This window comes from Paenibacillus sp. A14, assembly GCF_036864815.1.
Lineage (GTDB): Bacteria > Bacillota > Bacilli > Paenibacillales > Paenibacillaceae > Fontibacillus > Fontibacillus sanfengchensis.
Genome location: NZ_JBAGJD010000008.1, coordinates 169,271 through 184,814 on the forward strand (window position 1 = coordinate 169,271; position 15,544 = coordinate 184,814).

At 56.1% G+C, this 15,544-nt stretch carries 11 protein-coding genes; all 11 read left to right on the plus strand.

The genetic code is table 11. The features are described 5' to 3' along the window. Nucleotides 1-107: 107 nt before the first annotated feature. The 11 genes from V4U88_RS20295 to V4U88_RS20345 all read left to right on the plus strand — a co-directional run bounded on the left by V4U88_RS20295 (nt 108) and on the right by V4U88_RS20345 (nt 15,469). Nucleotides 108-914, plus strand: a complete 807-nt coding sequence (locus V4U88_RS20295) for a copper amine oxidase N-terminal domain-containing protein (protein ID WP_334075070.1) — start codon at nt 108-110, stop codon at nt 912-914. A 252-nt stretch (nt 915-1,166) separates the two neighbouring features. After that, nucleotides 1,167-2,201 (plus strand): LacI family DNA-binding transcriptional regulator, encoded by a 1,035-nt coding sequence (locus V4U88_RS20300; RefSeq protein WP_334075071.1) that lies wholly within the window; start codon nt 1,167-1,169, stop codon nt 2,199-2,201. Nucleotides 2,202-2,536: 335 nt separating this feature from the next. Then, a complete protein-coding gene (locus V4U88_RS20305; RefSeq protein WP_334075072.1) occupies nt 2,537-3,898 on the plus strand; it encodes an ABC transporter substrate-binding protein in 1,362 nt (453 codons plus the stop codon). A gap of 114 nt (nt 3,899-4,012) precedes the next feature. Next, nucleotides 4,013-6,943 carry an extracellular solute-binding protein gene (locus tag V4U88_RS20310; RefSeq protein WP_334075132.1) on the plus strand — a complete coding sequence of 977 codons (2,931 nt, stop codon included), beginning with the start codon at nt 4,013-4,015 and terminating at the stop codon, nt 6,941-6,943. 12 nt (nt 6,944-6,955) lie between these two features. Beyond that, nucleotides 6,956-7,864: a carbohydrate ABC transporter permease gene (locus tag V4U88_RS20315; RefSeq protein ID WP_334075073.1), complete on the plus strand. Its 909-nt coding sequence runs from the start codon at nt 6,956-6,958 to the stop codon at nt 7,862-7,864. A gap of 62 nt (nt 7,865-7,926) precedes the next feature. After that, nucleotides 7,927-8,799 (plus strand): carbohydrate ABC transporter permease, encoded by an 873-nt coding sequence (locus V4U88_RS20320; protein WP_442951901.1) that lies wholly within the window; start codon nt 7,927-7,929, stop codon nt 8,797-8,799. 10 nt (nt 8,800-8,809) lie between these two features. Continuing rightward, nucleotides 8,810-10,321 carry an NHL repeat-containing protein gene (locus V4U88_RS20325; RefSeq protein ID WP_334075074.1) on the plus strand — a complete coding sequence of 504 codons (1,512 nt, stop codon included), beginning with the start codon at nt 8,810-8,812 and terminating at the stop codon, nt 10,319-10,321. Next, nucleotides 10,302-10,922: a Yip1 family protein gene (locus V4U88_RS20330; RefSeq protein ID WP_334075075.1), complete on the plus strand. Its 621-nt coding sequence runs from the start codon at nt 10,302-10,304 to the stop codon at nt 10,920-10,922. Before V4U88_RS20325 ends, V4U88_RS20330 begins: the two co-directional genes overlap by 20 nt. Before the next feature lie 12 nt (nt 10,923-10,934). Next, entirely contained in the window at nt 10,935-13,511 is a 2,577-nt protein-coding gene (locus tag V4U88_RS20335) for a DUF5696 domain-containing protein (RefSeq protein WP_334075076.1), read from the plus strand. After that, complete coding sequence (locus V4U88_RS20340) at nt 13,508-14,413, plus strand: carbohydrate ABC transporter permease (protein ID WP_334075077.1); 906 nt, start codon at nt 13,508-13,510, stop codon at nt 14,411-14,413. The genes V4U88_RS20335 and V4U88_RS20340 overlap by 4 nt, the downstream gene beginning before the upstream one ends. Nucleotides 14,414-14,428: 15 nt before the next feature. Next, on the plus strand, nt 14,429-15,469 hold the full coding sequence (locus tag V4U88_RS20345) for a carbohydrate ABC transporter permease (RefSeq protein ID WP_442951902.1): 1,041 nt from the start codon (nt 14,429-14,431) through the stop codon (nt 15,467-15,469). Nucleotides 15,470-15,544: the final 75 nt, after the last annotated feature.

Sequence of the window (15,544 nt, forward strand, 5' to 3'; positions counted from 1 at the left end):
TAAGTAGTAAGCTTATATATAACGAATGAAAAAACCAACACTGCGCCGAACTCGATGCCGGATAGGCTGAGATCGAATAGGGCGATTTGAATCCGAGGGATGAATTTGTGAAGAAATTTATTACCATGATCTTGGGCCTAATGTTGCTGTCGAACCTTTTAGTATTGGATTCATCGGCAGACGCACTTCCATCAAAATCAGGGGTTCATCTGAAAGTAGACAAGTTCGTCATTCTTTACACCAAACCGTCAGGTCCATTTGTCGATAAAAATCATCGTCTTCTTATTCCGCTCAGGGCGTATGAAGATCTGTTCGGAGGAAAGGTGACTTATCAGACCTCAACGAAAACAGCAAGTTTAGAGTGGTTAGATCAAAAATTTCAGTTTACAGTGGGGTCGGAAGAGGCAAAGGTAAATAACGAAGAACTGTTGATGGACACGGTTCCTGTGCTGAAAGAGGGAGCTATGTTTTTGCCGATTCGCCTATTTTTAGATCAAACAGATATGAAGTATCATTGGGACAAAAAGCTGGAGCTCTTGGTGATTGATGACGAACGGGTCATTGTCGGAGAACCTTTTAAAAGTTTTGAGGGGAACGACTTATACAGCGATAATCCTGATGGTAGGTTTCGTATAAATAATTTCACGATTTCTCAGAAAAAGAATAAAACTTTTCAACTTACCATCAACGCTATTAATATATCCGGAAAGGACATAGAGAAAGGCCAAGCGGATATTCACCCTTTGGTGGATTTTGGCGGAAACTATGGAGGTTTTGCTACCGATTCATACAGTCGTCCTTTTTATCCGGCTATTCCCCGTATTAAGAAGGATCAAGAGATTGCTGTAACCCGAACCTTTCCGGCGGAAGAAGTCAATTATATTATAACGGTCGCAAGGGAATTTTCTCAGTAAATGATAATAGTGAATTCATACTAAAATGGGACCCCGTTACAGAGCATTCGGCCTACGACTTACGATTCGGAATCGTTGGGATTTATGATAAAATAATCAAAAATTGTTCTTTCCCGGCGCTCGTCCGCAAGTGGGATTTGGGTTTATTGTCCAACCATGTTATTATGAAATTGACCTAACTGAACCTAACAAATGATGACTTTAAATCTATTAAAGCAAGAAGCAATTAAATCTGTACTCAAGTAGGTAGATATGATGAAAAAAGTAACGATCCAGGAAATCGCGGATTTCACCGGGGTTTCCAAGTTTGCGGTATCTCGGGCGCTCTCGGGAAAACCGGGGGTTAGCGCGCAGACGAGAGAGATGATCCTGAAGGCGGCGGGTCAGCTCGGCTACTTCAAAGACGGGGGCAAATCAGGCTCTTCCGCCTGGAATCAAGCCCCGGACGTTGAAGGGGAAGCCCGGCCCGGCGCAATTCTGGTGCTTTTTCCGAATGTGCGCTATCAAAATACCGACTCCCTGTACTGGGGGCCGGTATTTAACGGGATCTCCGCCCGCCTGAACCAGAAGGGGGTGGATATACTCACGCTGACGGAGCCCTCGGACGATTCGATGTTTTCGCTGCTCAATCCCAAAGCGATCGGCGGCATCCTTACGGTCGGCTCCGTATCCACGCAGATTCTGCTCGAGATCCGGAGGCTCGAAATTCCCGTCGTCATGGTGGATCACCAGGATCCGGCGTTTCAATGCGACTCGGTGTTTACGGACAATGTGTCCGCGATGCGGGAAATGATGATCAAGCTCATCAGCAAAGGGTACAGGAATTTTCAGTTTGTCGGACAAATCGGGGACGCCCCCAGCTATTACGAGCGCTGGCTGGGATTTCGTTCCGTGCTGGAGGATTACAAGCTGGAGCATCGGCAAATTCCCGAATTGACCGGACCGGAGATCGCTCAAATTCACGATGCGGTGCCCCGGGTGATAGCAAAGCATCGGTTGCCGGAGATATTCGTTTGCGCCAACGATACGACGGCGCAGTTCGTTATGGAGGCACTGCAGAGGCAGGGAATCGAGGTTCCCCGGGACGTGCAGCTTACGGGCTTTGACAACACCGACGCCTCGCTGCCTCTCCTCGCCACGGTCGATGTGGACAAGGAGATGTTGGGCGCGAGGGCGGTCGACAAGCTGATCTGGCGAATGGCCAACCCGCATTCCAACGCGGAGAAGCTGCTGATTCAGGCAGAGATTATCCTCAAGGAGAAAACGCAAAAAGAACCGGAAATTTAGAGACAGGCTGTTAGGATAGGAGTCCCTGGCAATGTGCGCATTGCCGGGGCTTTTTTTATTTCGGCCAGTACAAGTTAGCATAAATATGTAAGCGTTAGCATAATTTTATTGACGTGGTTTGTAGGTAGAGGTATATTATTTGCAAACGCAGCTAACAAGGAGTGATGATTTCATTCAAATTGTTATCATAGTTTTCTGTACTATTAGCAAATTTGAGAAAAACAAACAGCGGCGAAAACTTGAAAATCCTGATGCAAGACAAGCGGGGTTACACGCAAGACAAGGCTTGAGGTAAGGCAAGACAAGGTCTATAGAACAATGGGGAGGTTTCATCCATGAGAAAAATGAAAGGGCTTTCTTTGATTTTGTTCTGTTTGATTTTTGTGCTTTCCGCCTGTGGCGGCGGTAACAAAGCGGCTGAAAACTCACCGGCGCCGACCCCGGAACCGGGGAACACGGCTCCGCAAAATACGGCCGAACCCGAACCTACCGGGGAACCCGCCGTCGACTTGGGCGGCCGCGTGATCAAGGTAGCGGCCTGGTGGGATCTGAAACCCGCCGGGACAACCGCCGGGGAGAAGGCTCGCCTCGAGAAAATCGCCGAGGTTGAGAAGAAATACAACTGTAAAATTGAATTCGTCAACGTTCCTTTCCAGGAGTATATGAATAAATTTACGACGAGCGTTCTGGCCGGCGAACCGTTCGCCGATATCGTCCAAATGGAATATAAGTCGGCGCTCCCCGCTATTATGAAGGGCCAGCTGCTTCCGCTCAGCGAGTTCACGACCGACAAGAACAATATCAACAGCAAAGGCGACTTGATGGTCAAATCCCCTGCCCTGGGGGGCGGGGAGTACGCTTTCGACAATCCGGTTACCGCCGCGCTGGGCATCCACTACAACCGCGATATTTTCAAGAAGCTCGGGCTTCCGGATCTGCAAGAGCTTTACAATAAGGGAGAATGGAACTGGGACAAATTTCTGGAGGTCGCCAAACAAGGCACAAAGGATACCGATAATGACGGGAAAACGGATGTGTGGGGCTACTCCGGCTGGGCCATCGATGCGGTGAAGCACTTTACGGCCGCGAATGGCGGCAAAATCGTCGATGACGAGAACGGCAAGGAAATGCTGTCCGATTCGCGAACGATCGAGGCGGCGGAATTTGTGAACCGCTTGTACAACGTGGATAAGGTTGTCCGGGTGAAATCCGGCAACAAAACAAACTGGGAGGAAACGAACACCTTCCTGGACGGCAATGTGGCGATGTTCATCGCGGCGGAATGGCAGCTGAAGGACTTGACCTTCGAGGTCGGCGTGGTGCCGGTTCCGAACGGACCGCAAGGCTCGCCGAAGCAAACGTATGCGAATACGGCGGCGTCCGCCAAATTCATTCCGAAAGGTGTGAAAGATCCGGGCATCGTGTACCAAATCTATGAAGAAACTTTCGATATCCCTCCTACCGAGGAATATCCCGGCCAGGATTATATGGAGAGCATTTACGCCAATCAGGAAGACATTGATATGATCCGCGAACATATTTCGGGGACCGGGGTTATCACCGTCGATGAAGCGTATCCGAATTATCCTACGGGAGCTTTTGTCGAGGATATTATCGTGAAGAACCAATCCGTGACCGCCACGGCGGAAAAATACAAACAGCAGGCGCAATCCGCCGTCGATAAGCTGGGCAAGTAAGGATGGAACCGCATGCCTGAATAGAAGGGGAGGATGGGGACGTGTACTGGCTGCCGCGTCCCTTTCCTGTTCCACACCCGGGTGCGAGGAGGATGGACATTGAGAGGGATACGAATGCTGAGCAAGAAACCGGGCTGGCTGCTGATGGCGGCTGCTGCGATTTTGCTGTTCGTTTGGCTCGCGGGAGGATTTGCCGGGAGCGGCGGTTCAGCGAGCACCGGCAAGAGCGCAACCCGGCTTCCGGAGATCAAACTGGTGACCGGCGTGAAAGGGAATTCGTCCAGCCGTGCCTATGACGATTATTTGACCGGGCACCAAGACGCCGTCCGCCCTGATAAGGAAATCGTCATTTCCGCCGCGGATTATGTCCGCGCCGAGAACGCGGAGGCGCGAAAGCTCCGAGACTACGAGGGGCAGAAGGGCCTTTCCGTTTACACCGGAGAAAAGGGAGAAATGGAATGGAAGGTCCACGTAGAGGAAGCGGGCCTGTACAATTTGTCGTTGCTTTACTATCCGGTGGAAGGCAAGAGCTCCGCGATCGAGCGGTCTTTGAAGATCGATGGCCGCCTCCCGTTTGAAGAGGCGGGATACTTGCAGTTTGACCGGATCTGGGACAACGCGAAGCCGGAAATCGAGCGGGATAATCAGGGCAATGAACTGAGGCCGAAGCAGGTCGAACGGCCGACCTGGCGGGAGGCGGTGCTCAAGGATTCCGACGGGTACGTGACCGAGCCGTTCCGGTTTTATTTTGACAAGGGTGAACATACGCTGACGCTGGCCGCTTCCCGGGAACCGATGGTAATCCACCACTTGAAGCTGTTTCAGCAGCCGGAGGCGCTGCCGTACGAACAGGTGAAGGCCGGGTACGAAGCGGAGGGTGTCCGGGAGACCGCCGGGCAATTGGTCGTCGTCCAGGCGGAGCAAGCGATCGCCAAATCGTCGCCGACCCTGTACCCGCTCAGCGAGCGGTCGAGCCCGGGCGTCACCCCGTACAGCGCCTCCCAAGTTAGGATCAACACGATCGGAGGCTATAATTGGCGGCTGCCGGGGCAATGGATCGAATGGGAGATCGAGGCCCCCGAAACCGGACTGTATAAGATCGGTTTTCGAACCAAACAAAACTTCGTGCGCGGGATCTATGCAACCCGCAGGCTAACGATTGACGGACAAGTGCCGTTCGCGGAAATGAACCGGGCCGCTTTTCGTTATGAGAGCGGTTACAGAGTGGGTGCGATGGGCGGAGACGATCCGTACCTGTTCAAACTCGACAAAGGCAAGCATGTGCTGCGGCTGGAGGCCAGTCTCGGCGAGTTCGCTCCGCTGCTGCGGCAGGTGGAGGCGAGCCTGCTCAACCTGAACGCCATGTACCGCAAAGTGCTGATGATCACCGGCACCAAGCCGGATGAGTTCCGGGATTACCGCGTCGAACAGCGGATACCCGAGCTGCTGGAGGTCTTCCGGGCGGAAAGCGAACGCCTCCGCGCGGTCAGCGCGCGGCTGGTGGAGCTGTCCGGGCAGTCCGGCGATCAGGAGGCGCTGCTCAATACGATGGCGCTTCAGTTGGAGGAAATGGTGGAGGAGCCCGAGACGATCCCGCGCCGGCTGGAGACGTACAAGACGAATACAGGCGGGCTCGGCACCTGGCTGCAGCAGGCCAGGGAGCAGCCGCTGATGATCGACGAGATTTACGTCGCCTCTCCCGACAAGAAGCTGCCGGACGGCGGACTCGGCGCGGGGGACAAAATCGTCCACGAGCTGTCGACATTCGCGTCATCGTTCTTCATCGACTACAACCGGATCGGGAACGTGGCCGACGAGAAAGACCAGCGGACCGTGACGGTATGGATCGGCAGCGGCCGGGACCAGGCAAACGCGATCAAAGCGATGATCGACGAAACCTTCACGCCGCAGACGGGCATTAACGTCAATCTGAAGCTGGTCAATATGGGGACGATCCTGCCCGCCACGCTGGCCGGGCAAGGTCCGGACGTGGCGATGCAGATCGGCAACGACCTGCCGGTGAATTTCGCCATGCGGAGCGCGGCCGCGGACCTGACGCAGTTCGGCGACTATGAGAAGGTCGCCGCGAAGTTCCGGGACAGCGCGATGGTGCCTTACAGATATCGCGGCGGAATCTATGCGCTGCCGGAAACGCAGACGTTCAACATGCTCTTCTACCGTAAGGATGTACTGGCCGAGCTGGGGCTGAAAGTCCCCGAAACCTGGGATGATGTCGCTACCTTGCTGGCCGTACTGAACAAGAACCATATGGGCTTCGGCCTCCCGGTCGTAGTCCAGGCGCCGAACCAGTGGACGACGCTGCCGCCGAACTCGATGTATGCCACCCTGCTGATGCAGAACGGCGGGCAGTTTTACCGCGACGCGGACACGGAATCGGATCTCGATTCCAAGACGGGGATCGAGTCGTTCAAGCAGTGGACGGAATACTACACGGACTACAAGCTGGAGCGGGAGTACGATTTTGCCAACCGTTTCCGGACGGGTCAAATGCCGATCGGCATTACCGACTACACCGCCTATAACCAGCTGTCCGTTTTTGCTCCGGAAATCCGCGGGCTGTGGGGCTTCGCCCCGGTGCCCGGCACCAAACGCGAAGACGGAAGCATCGATCGCACCGTTCCCGCGGGCGGGAGCGGCGTGCTGATGCTGAAGAGCGCGGTGGATAAGGAAGCGGCCTGGGAATTTTTGAAGTGGTGGACGAGTGATGAGACGCAAACGGGCTACGGCCGTGAAATGGAAGGCCTAATGGGGGCGGCCGCCCGTTATCCGACCGCCAATATCAAGGCTTTGCAGCAGCTGCCTTGGCCGGTGGAGGATTTCGAAAGCCTGGAGGAACAGTTCCGCTGGGTCGAAGGTATCCCCGAGGTTCCCGGCGGCTATGCCACGGGAAGACATCTGTTCAACGCTTTTTACCGGTCGGTTATCGGCGGTATCGAACCGCGGGAAGCGATCATGGACTCGGTACAGTACATCCACGATGAAATCCGCAACAAGCAGGAAGAATTCGGCGGGCTGCGGGAGTAGGGAGGAATCGACATGCACAATACGCGGTGGGCCTTGAAGTGGCGGGAGATGAAGGCCAGCAGGCATTCCTACATTCTGCTGGCCCCTTATATGATTTTGTTCATGCTGTTTACGGTACTGCCGGTCCTCATCTCCATCGTGCTCAGTTTTACTTATTTCAACATGCTGGAGTTTCCCCGGTTCGTCGGGTGGGACAATTATACCCGGCTGTTTCTGGAGGACGATATCTTTCTGACCGCGATGAAGAACACGCTGCTGTTTGCCGCGGTCACCGGACCGGTCAGCTATTTGGCCTGCTTTGTCTTTGCCTGGATCATCAACGAGCTGAGCCCGAAGATGCGGGCGTTCATGACGCTGGTCTTTTACGCGCCTTCGATATCCGGGAACGTGTATTTTATCTGGCTGATCATTTTTTCGGGAGACCGGTACGGCATCGTCAACGGGTTTCTGATCAAACTCGGCCTGATTTTGGAGCCGATTCAATGGCTCAAGACGGAAAGCTACATCATGCCGATCATCATTCTCGTTCAGCTTTGGCTCAGCTTGGGGACCGGGTTTCTGGCGTTTATCGCCGGGCTGCAGACGGTAGACAAAACGCTGTACGAAGCCGGCGCCGTGGACGGCATCCGTAACCGCTGGCAGGAATTGTGGTTCATCACGCTGCCGTCCATGCGGCCGCAGCTGATGTTCGGCGCGGTCATCCAGTTGACCACCTCGTTTGCCGTCGCCGACGTGTCGATCGCGCTGGCTGGGTTTCCGAGCGTCAATTACGCGGCCGAAACGATCGTCACTCACCTGATCGACTACGGGACGACCCGGTTCGAGATGGGCTTTGCTTCGGCGATCGCCACCGTCCTGTTCGTCCTGATGGTCGGAACGAACCTGATCGTCCAGAAACTTTTGCACAAGGTGGGTGAGTAAACGTGAAGGCTGAAACAACAACCAGGATGCCAGGCGCCGGACTGGGAAACGGAGGGCGTCCCGTGAAGCTCAAGCTGAAGCTCCGCGCCAGAAAAAAACGGGTAAATCGTTCGTTCGCCGGCACTTTTTTTCTGTTCCTGATGCTGGCGGCGTTCGGCGCGTTCATGGCGCTCCCGCTTGTGTACGCGATCAACAACGCGTTCAAACCGCTGGATGAAATCTTTCTGTTTCCGCCGACGCTGTTTGTCCGCAATCCGACATGGAACAATTTCCTGGATCTGATGAACCTGTTGGGCCAGTCGTGGGTCCCGTTCTCCCGTTATATTTTCAATACGGTGTTTATTACGGGGATAGGGATCGTCGGCCATGTCATTCTGGCCTCGGCGGCGGCTTACCCGCTGGCGAAGCACAAGTTCCCGGGCAAGTCGCTGCTGTTCACGACCGTGGTGCTGTCGCTCATGTTCACGCCGGTCGTGACGCAGACGCCGAACTATATGATCCTGTCCTGGCTTGGGATGATCGACACGTATGGGGCGGTCATTATTCCGGCTTTTGCCTACTCGCTCGGGCTTTACCTGATGAAGCAGTTCATGGAGCAGATTCCGGACGCGCTGCTGGAGGCGGCGAAGATCGACGGGGCCAGCGAGTACCGCATTTTCTGGTCGATCGTGATGCCGAACGTCAAGCCGGCCTGGCTGACGCTGATCATTCTGCTCTTCCAGATGCTGTGGGGCAGCGACGGGAACGGGTTTATCTACAGCGAGCAGCTCAAGACGCTTCATTACGCGGCGAATCAGATCATTCTGGGCGGGATTGCCCGGGCCGGGGCGGGGGCGGCGGTAGCCCTCATCCTGATGAGCGTTCCGATCACGCTGTTCCTGTTCTCGCAGAGCCGGATTATCGAAACCATGGCCACTTCGGGCATGAAAGACTAGGAGGGAGCCCATGACAGCCAAAAAATGGATCATCTCCGCACTCATCGCGGCGCTCCTGCTTCCTTCCGGCGAAATATACGGATCGCCGGAGCCGGCTTCCGGCTTCGCTCCCCCTGCGGCCCCGGTGTCCGAACCGGCCCCCGCGCCGTACGAAAGCTACAACTACAATTACTGGGAGGAAGCGACGCCGATGCCGGCCGCCTACCTGCCGGGCCGTTCGATCACCGGCAAGGAGCTGGGGGTCGGGGATTTTGCGGAGCCGGCGGATATGCATATCGCGGCTTCCGGTGCGCTGTATGTGCTGGATACCGGCAACCAGCGGATCGTGCGGATCGGCAAGAACCTGACGGAGGCCCGGGTGATCTCCTCCTTCGACAACGAGGGCAAGCAGGACGGATTCGCCAATCCGTCCGGGATTTTCACGGACGCCGAGGAACGGATTTATGTAGCGGACACGGATCATCAGCGCGTCGTGGTGTTGAGCCCCGAAGGAAGTCTGGTCCGCATCATTCAGAATCCGCAGTCGGAGGTGCTGCCGCAAGGCTTCCAATTCCTACCACTTAAGGTGACGGTCGATGAAGCGGGTCGGGTGTTTGTGGTCGCCCGCGGAGTTTATGAAGGCATCATGCAATTCGACGAGCGTGGGAATTTCATCGGATATATCGGAACGATCAAAGTGAAACGCAATTATATCGATTATTTCTGGCGGCTGGTCTCCACGAAGGCGCAGCGAGCGCAGATGGCGTTATTTATCCCGACCGAATTTTCCAATTTGGATATCGATCACAAAGGCTTTGTTTACGCGACCAATATCGACGTCGGATCGACAGAGCCGATTAAGCGGCTCAATCCGTCCGGCGAGGATGTGCTCAAGCGGTTCGGCTACTACGACGTGGCCGGAGATATTTACTACCGCAAGACGACCGGCCCTTCTAAATTCGTGGATATCAAAGTGATAGGCGACGGAATGTACAGTGCGCTGGATTCCACACAAGGGAGGGTGTTTACCTATGACGAAAACGGCAATCTGCTCTATATCTACGGGGGACGCGGCAATCAGCTCGGCCTGTTCAAGACGCCGGTCGCCGTCGAGCGGATGGGGGAGTGCCAGTTTGTCCTGGATCGGGGCAAAGGCAGTATCGTCGTGTTCGAGCCGACGGAATTCGGCCTGAACGTCAACGCCGCGGTCCGCCTGCATTACCGGGGAGAGGACGCCGAGGCGGAATCCTACTGGAACCGGGTGCTCGAATTGAACGGCAATTATGACATCGCGTATATCGGAATCGGCAAGGCCCGGCTGATGCGTAAACAAAACAAGGAAGCGCTCGAGTATTTCAAACTCGGGATGGACCGCAAAAATTATTCGGTCGCCTATAAAAGGTACCGCAGAGAGGTCATGAAGGAGCATTTCGGCACGGTAATGTCGGTGCTGCTGGCGGCCGCGCTGGCCTTTGCCGCATACAGGATCGCGAGACACTGGAAGCAAAGGAGGAAAAGAGGCCATGAAGCAGGAGTATCTTAAATTTCCGCTCCACGTGATCGTGCATCCGTTCGATGGATTTTGGGATATGAAATATGAGAAAAAAGGCAGGCTCCGCGTCGCCCTGGTCATTCTGGCGCTGTTGATTCTGGCGATGATCTTGCAGAAGCAGTTTGACGGTTTTCTCGTTAATTTCAACGATCCCCGGCGGATGAACAGCCTCAGCGAGATCGCCTTCGTTCTGTTCCCGTTTTTCTTGTGGTGCACCGCCAACTGGTCGGTGACGACGCTCATGGGCGGGGAGGGCAAGTTCAGGGATATCGTGATGGCGACTGCATATGCGCTCGTGCCGATGGTGCTGATCTATCCGCCGATGACGCTCGCGAGCCGGTTTATGGTCCAGGAGGAGACGGCCTTCTTCTATCTGCTGAATACGGTGGCCGTCCTTTGGTTCATCGGGCTGCTGTTCGTCGGGATCATGACCGTGCATCAGTATACCCCGTCCAAAACGGTGTTGACGATAATCCTGACAGTCATTGTCATGGGGATTATCGTCTTTCTGGGGACGCTTATCTTCAGCATGCTGCAGCAAATCTATGAATTCTTCGCAAACATCTACCGAGAGCTCATATTTAGGGTGTAGGGGGCGGAAGACATGAAAAAAAGAAAACTGACAATCACGCTGCTCGCCTGTGCCGTCATCCTGGGAGTGGCGGGAGGGTTTCTGCTCTTGAATCAGGGGGCACCCGCGGTAGATCCAGCCGATTACAAACCGGTGCCGGGAGCGACCGAGGCCGGCAAGGAGCTGCGCGCGCTGCGGGACTCCGGGTCCGGCGGCGTTCCGGGCATGACGCTGGTGGCCGAAAGCGAGGCGCTGGCTCTGTATTACAATGAGCAGACGGCCGAGGTCGCCGCCAAAGACCGGAGGAGCGGGGAAATTTGGTACAGCAACCCGGCAGGGCGAAATGAGGATACCATCGCTTCCCCGTTTGAGAAAGAGGTGATGTCCTCCCAGCTCGCCGTTTCGTTCCGCGATGAAATCGGCACTCTGGAGACGTACTGGAGCTACCCCTGGAGCGTCGCCAACCGCAACTTTTCGGCGGAGAGTCTGGAGAACGGCCTGCGGGTCACGTACACCCTGGGGGATGTCTCGCTGGGGATCGATGCGCTTCCGAAGCGGATCACAAAGGCCCGGCTGAAGGAGAAGGTGCTCAGCAAGCTGGACGCGACCCTGGCCGCTTATGTCGAGGCCCGCTATTATCCGGTCAAGAACGGTGCGGATTTGCTGGAGCGGCTGGATGAGCAGGTGAAGAAACCGCTCGTTCTGAAAAAGATGCTGGCCGCCTTTGAAAAGGCCAGGTATACGGCCGAGGACCTGGCCGCGGACAATGAGGCGAGCGGGGCGGCTGCCGGGGGCAGCGCGCAGAAGCCGAAGTTTACCGTGCCGCTGGAGTACCGGCTGGACGGCGATTCCCTCGTCGTGACGGTACCGCTGGACCGGGTGGCGGAAAGCGTGAAGCACCGGATCAGCAGCATCGACCTGCTCCGCTTCTTCGGCGCGGCGGGCACCAAGGACGACGGCTATATGCTGGTTCCCGACGGGAGCGGCGCGCTGATCCGGCTCAATAACGGGAAAATCAAGGAAGAGCAGTACGTGCAGCGGGTGTACGGCGACGATCCCAACGATAACAGCGTAAGCCGGGGACAGGTGGCCCGGAAGGCGCCCATGCCGGTGTACGGCATGAAGGCCGGCGATACGGGCTGGTTTGCGGTGATCGAGGAAGGCGACGCGATCGCCAGCATCGCCGCGGACGTCAGCGGCAAGCAAAATTCCTATAATTATGTGTTCAGCCGTTTTCATGTGCGCGGCGAAGACGAACTGGAGCTTTATACGGGCGATCAAATCCAGGAAATCCAACTGCTGAGCGACAAGCTGTACCAAGGAAACCTGACGGTGCGCTACCGGTTCCTTACCGGAGAGGACGCCAGCTATTCGGGAATGGCCCGGATGTACCGGGAGCAGCTGGTGAAGAGCGGCAAGCTGCGTCCGCTGGAGGAAGGCGCGAACCTGCCTTTTTACGTGGATGTGCTCGGCAGCATCGATAAGCAAAAATCGTTCCTGGGCATCCCTTATGACGCGGACGTGACGATGACCAGCTTCGGGGAAGCCGGGGAAATGGCGCGGGGACTCGCGAAGGAGGGCATTGCCAATGTACGGATGCGCTACCTCGGCTGGTTCGGCCAGGGCGTCCATCATAAGCCGCCGGTCAAAGCGAAGCCGGACCGCGGGCTCGGCGGGAGCGCCGGCCTGAAGGAATTGGCCGCACAGCTTGCGGAGCAAGGCGGGGCCCTCTATCCCGACGTGGCGTTCCAGTACGTGTACCGGGATGACGGGAATTTCAATCCGTCCGCGGATGCGGCCCGGTTCGTGACCCGGGAAGTCGCGGAGCTGCACCCTTACGACCGGAACTTGAACCGCCAGGATGCTTACTACGGGACCTACTATCTTTTGTCCCCCGCGAAGCTGCCCTACTATGTCGGAGCATTCGCCGACAGCTACGGCAAATACGGCATCGGCGGGCTGTCGCTGCGCGATCTCGGCGGCGTATTGAGCTCGGATTACCGGGTGCAGCGGGTCGTGTTCCGCGAGGAAGCCAAAGGGATCGTGGCGGACCGGCTGGGGGCCTTGCGCGAGGCGTTTCCCGATCTGATGCTCGCGGACGCCAACGCCTACAGCTGGCCCTATGCCAAGCACGTGATCGACGTGCCGGTTTCGAGCAGCCGATTCAGCTTGACGGATGAGGAGGTTCCTTTTTATCAAATGGTCATTCACGGGTATCTCGATTATGCCGGACCGGCGCTGAATCTGGCCGATGAGCAGAACTTGCGCAAACAGCTGCTGAAGTCGGTGGAGTACGGTACAGCGCCGCATTTCCTGTGGTCCGGCGAGCCAACGCAGACGCTGAAATTCACACGGTTCGACGCGATGTTCTCGGTGGAATCCGACGCTTGGCGGGATGAGGCCGTAGGGTTCTATCGGGAGGTGGGCGAGGTGCTCGGCCCGCTGCGCGGCCGTCCGATCAAGGAGCATATTCGGCATGCAGCGGGCGTGGTGGAAGTGAAATACGAGGGCGGCGCCTCCGTGCTGATCAATTATACGGACCAGCCGGTGACCGTGAACAGGATCACGGTGGGAGCGCAGGATTTTACGGCAGGGGGTGACGAGGGATGAAGCCGAAAATATCGATATCGTTAACGCAAAAACGTTCCCTGCTCGGTCTTTTGTTCATCGCCCCTTGGCTGCTGGGCTTTCTGTTCCTGTTTGCGGGGCCGCTGGCCCAATCGATCCGGTTCAGCTTCAACAAGCTGATGGTTTCGCCGCAGGGCTATGAGCTGCAAAACGTGGGCTGGAGCAATTTTCACGACGCGCTGTTCGTCGACGCGAACTTCAACCGGATTCTGACGGAATCGGTGGGGGGCATGGTAGTGGACGTGCCGCTGATCCTCTTTTTCAGCCTGTTCTCGGCCGTTCTGCTCAATCAGAAATTCCGCGGCCGGGGGCTGGCGCGGGCGATCTTTTTCCTGCCCGTAATTCTGGCTTCCGGGGCGATCGCGGCCGCCGAGAGCTCGGGGCTGATCAACCTCGTCGGAAACAGCGAGGTGGCGGAGCAGCTGGGGCAGGCCTCCTCTCAGTTTAATATTCGATCCATGGTGATGATTTTGGCGGAGGCGGGCTTTCCGCTGGGTTTTATCGACTATATCGTGGAAGCGGTCATGCGGATTTACGACATCATCAGCAACTCGGGCGTGCAGATTCTGATTTTCTTGGCGGCGCTGCAGTCGGTTCCCGGCAACCTGTACGAGGTGGCCAAAATCGAGGGGGCCACGCCCTACGAAACGTTCTGGAAAGTGACGTTCCCGATGGTCAGTCCCTTGATCCTGACCAACATCATTTACACAATTATCGATTCGTTCGCGGACAGCCCGGTGACAAAAATGATTTATGAGACGGCGTTTAAGACGCAGAATTTCGGACTGAGCGCCGCGATGGCCTGGCTGTATACAATCGTGGTCAGCCTGCTGCTCGTCGTCATGGGGTACATCGTGTCGCGAAAAACGTTCTACCACAACTAGGAAGGGGGCAGGAGCATGGCGTTGAACCTGAAACTGGCGGATAGATCGCGTCTAAAAAATCTGAAGAATCTGAAGGATCTGAAGGATCTGACGAATTACAACCGTCTCAACCGCGTGAAAAACAGGTCGCTGGAAGGACTATGGTCCGTTTGCCGTTTTTTGCTCATTACCGGAATTACGTTTGTGATCCTTTATCCGCTCCTGATGAAGTTCTCGGTCGCGTTCAAGGCGAAGGAGGATATCTACAACCCGACGATATACATGATCCCGGTGCATTTTACGATGGATAATTTCAAGCTGGCGCTGGAGCTGCTGGATTATTGGCCGCTGCTGCTCAATACGATGCTGTATGTTTTCGTGACGATGCTGCTGACGACGATGTCGACCGCGCTGGCGGGCTATGGCTTCGCCCGGTTCAGCTTCCCGGGAAGCAACCTTCTGTTCGGGCTTGTGGTGCTGACGATCCTGATCCCGATGAGTACGCTCATGGTGCCGATGTACCTGCACTTCAGAAACTTCGATGTGCTGGGGCTGGTCCATCTGTTTACGGGGAAGGAGGGCGTCAATCTCCTGAACAGCTTCTGGCCGTCCGTTATAACCTCGGCTACGGCGACGGGGCTCAAGGCGGGATTGTTCATTTATATCTTCCGCCAGTTTTTCCGGGGGCTGCCGAAGGAGATCGAGGAGGCGGCGCTGATCGACGGAGCCGGCGGGATCAAGACCTTTTTCACGATCATGCTGCCGAACGCGATTCCGCCCCTGATCACTGTGATGCTGTTCTCGTTCGTGTGGCAGTATAACGACACGTTCTATACTTCGCTGTTTATGAGCGAGAGCGCGCTGATGCCGCTGAAGGTCGCCTCGCTGCCGGCCGATGCGAGCCAGTTCCTGCCCACCCTAATGGGCCTGGATGCGTCGGCAAAGGCGGACCCGAACCATGTGGCGCTTGTGGTGGATACCGGGATTCTGCTGGCGATTCTGCCGCTGATTGTGCTGTACCTGTTCGTGCAGCGGCATTTTGTGGAGAGCGTCGAGCGGACCGGGGTTGTGGGTTAGCAAGCCATTTGAAAGTTTTCTCATTGTGCTTCCGGAAAATTTCTCGTAAAATTTGGTGGAGTAATTCTGCAATTC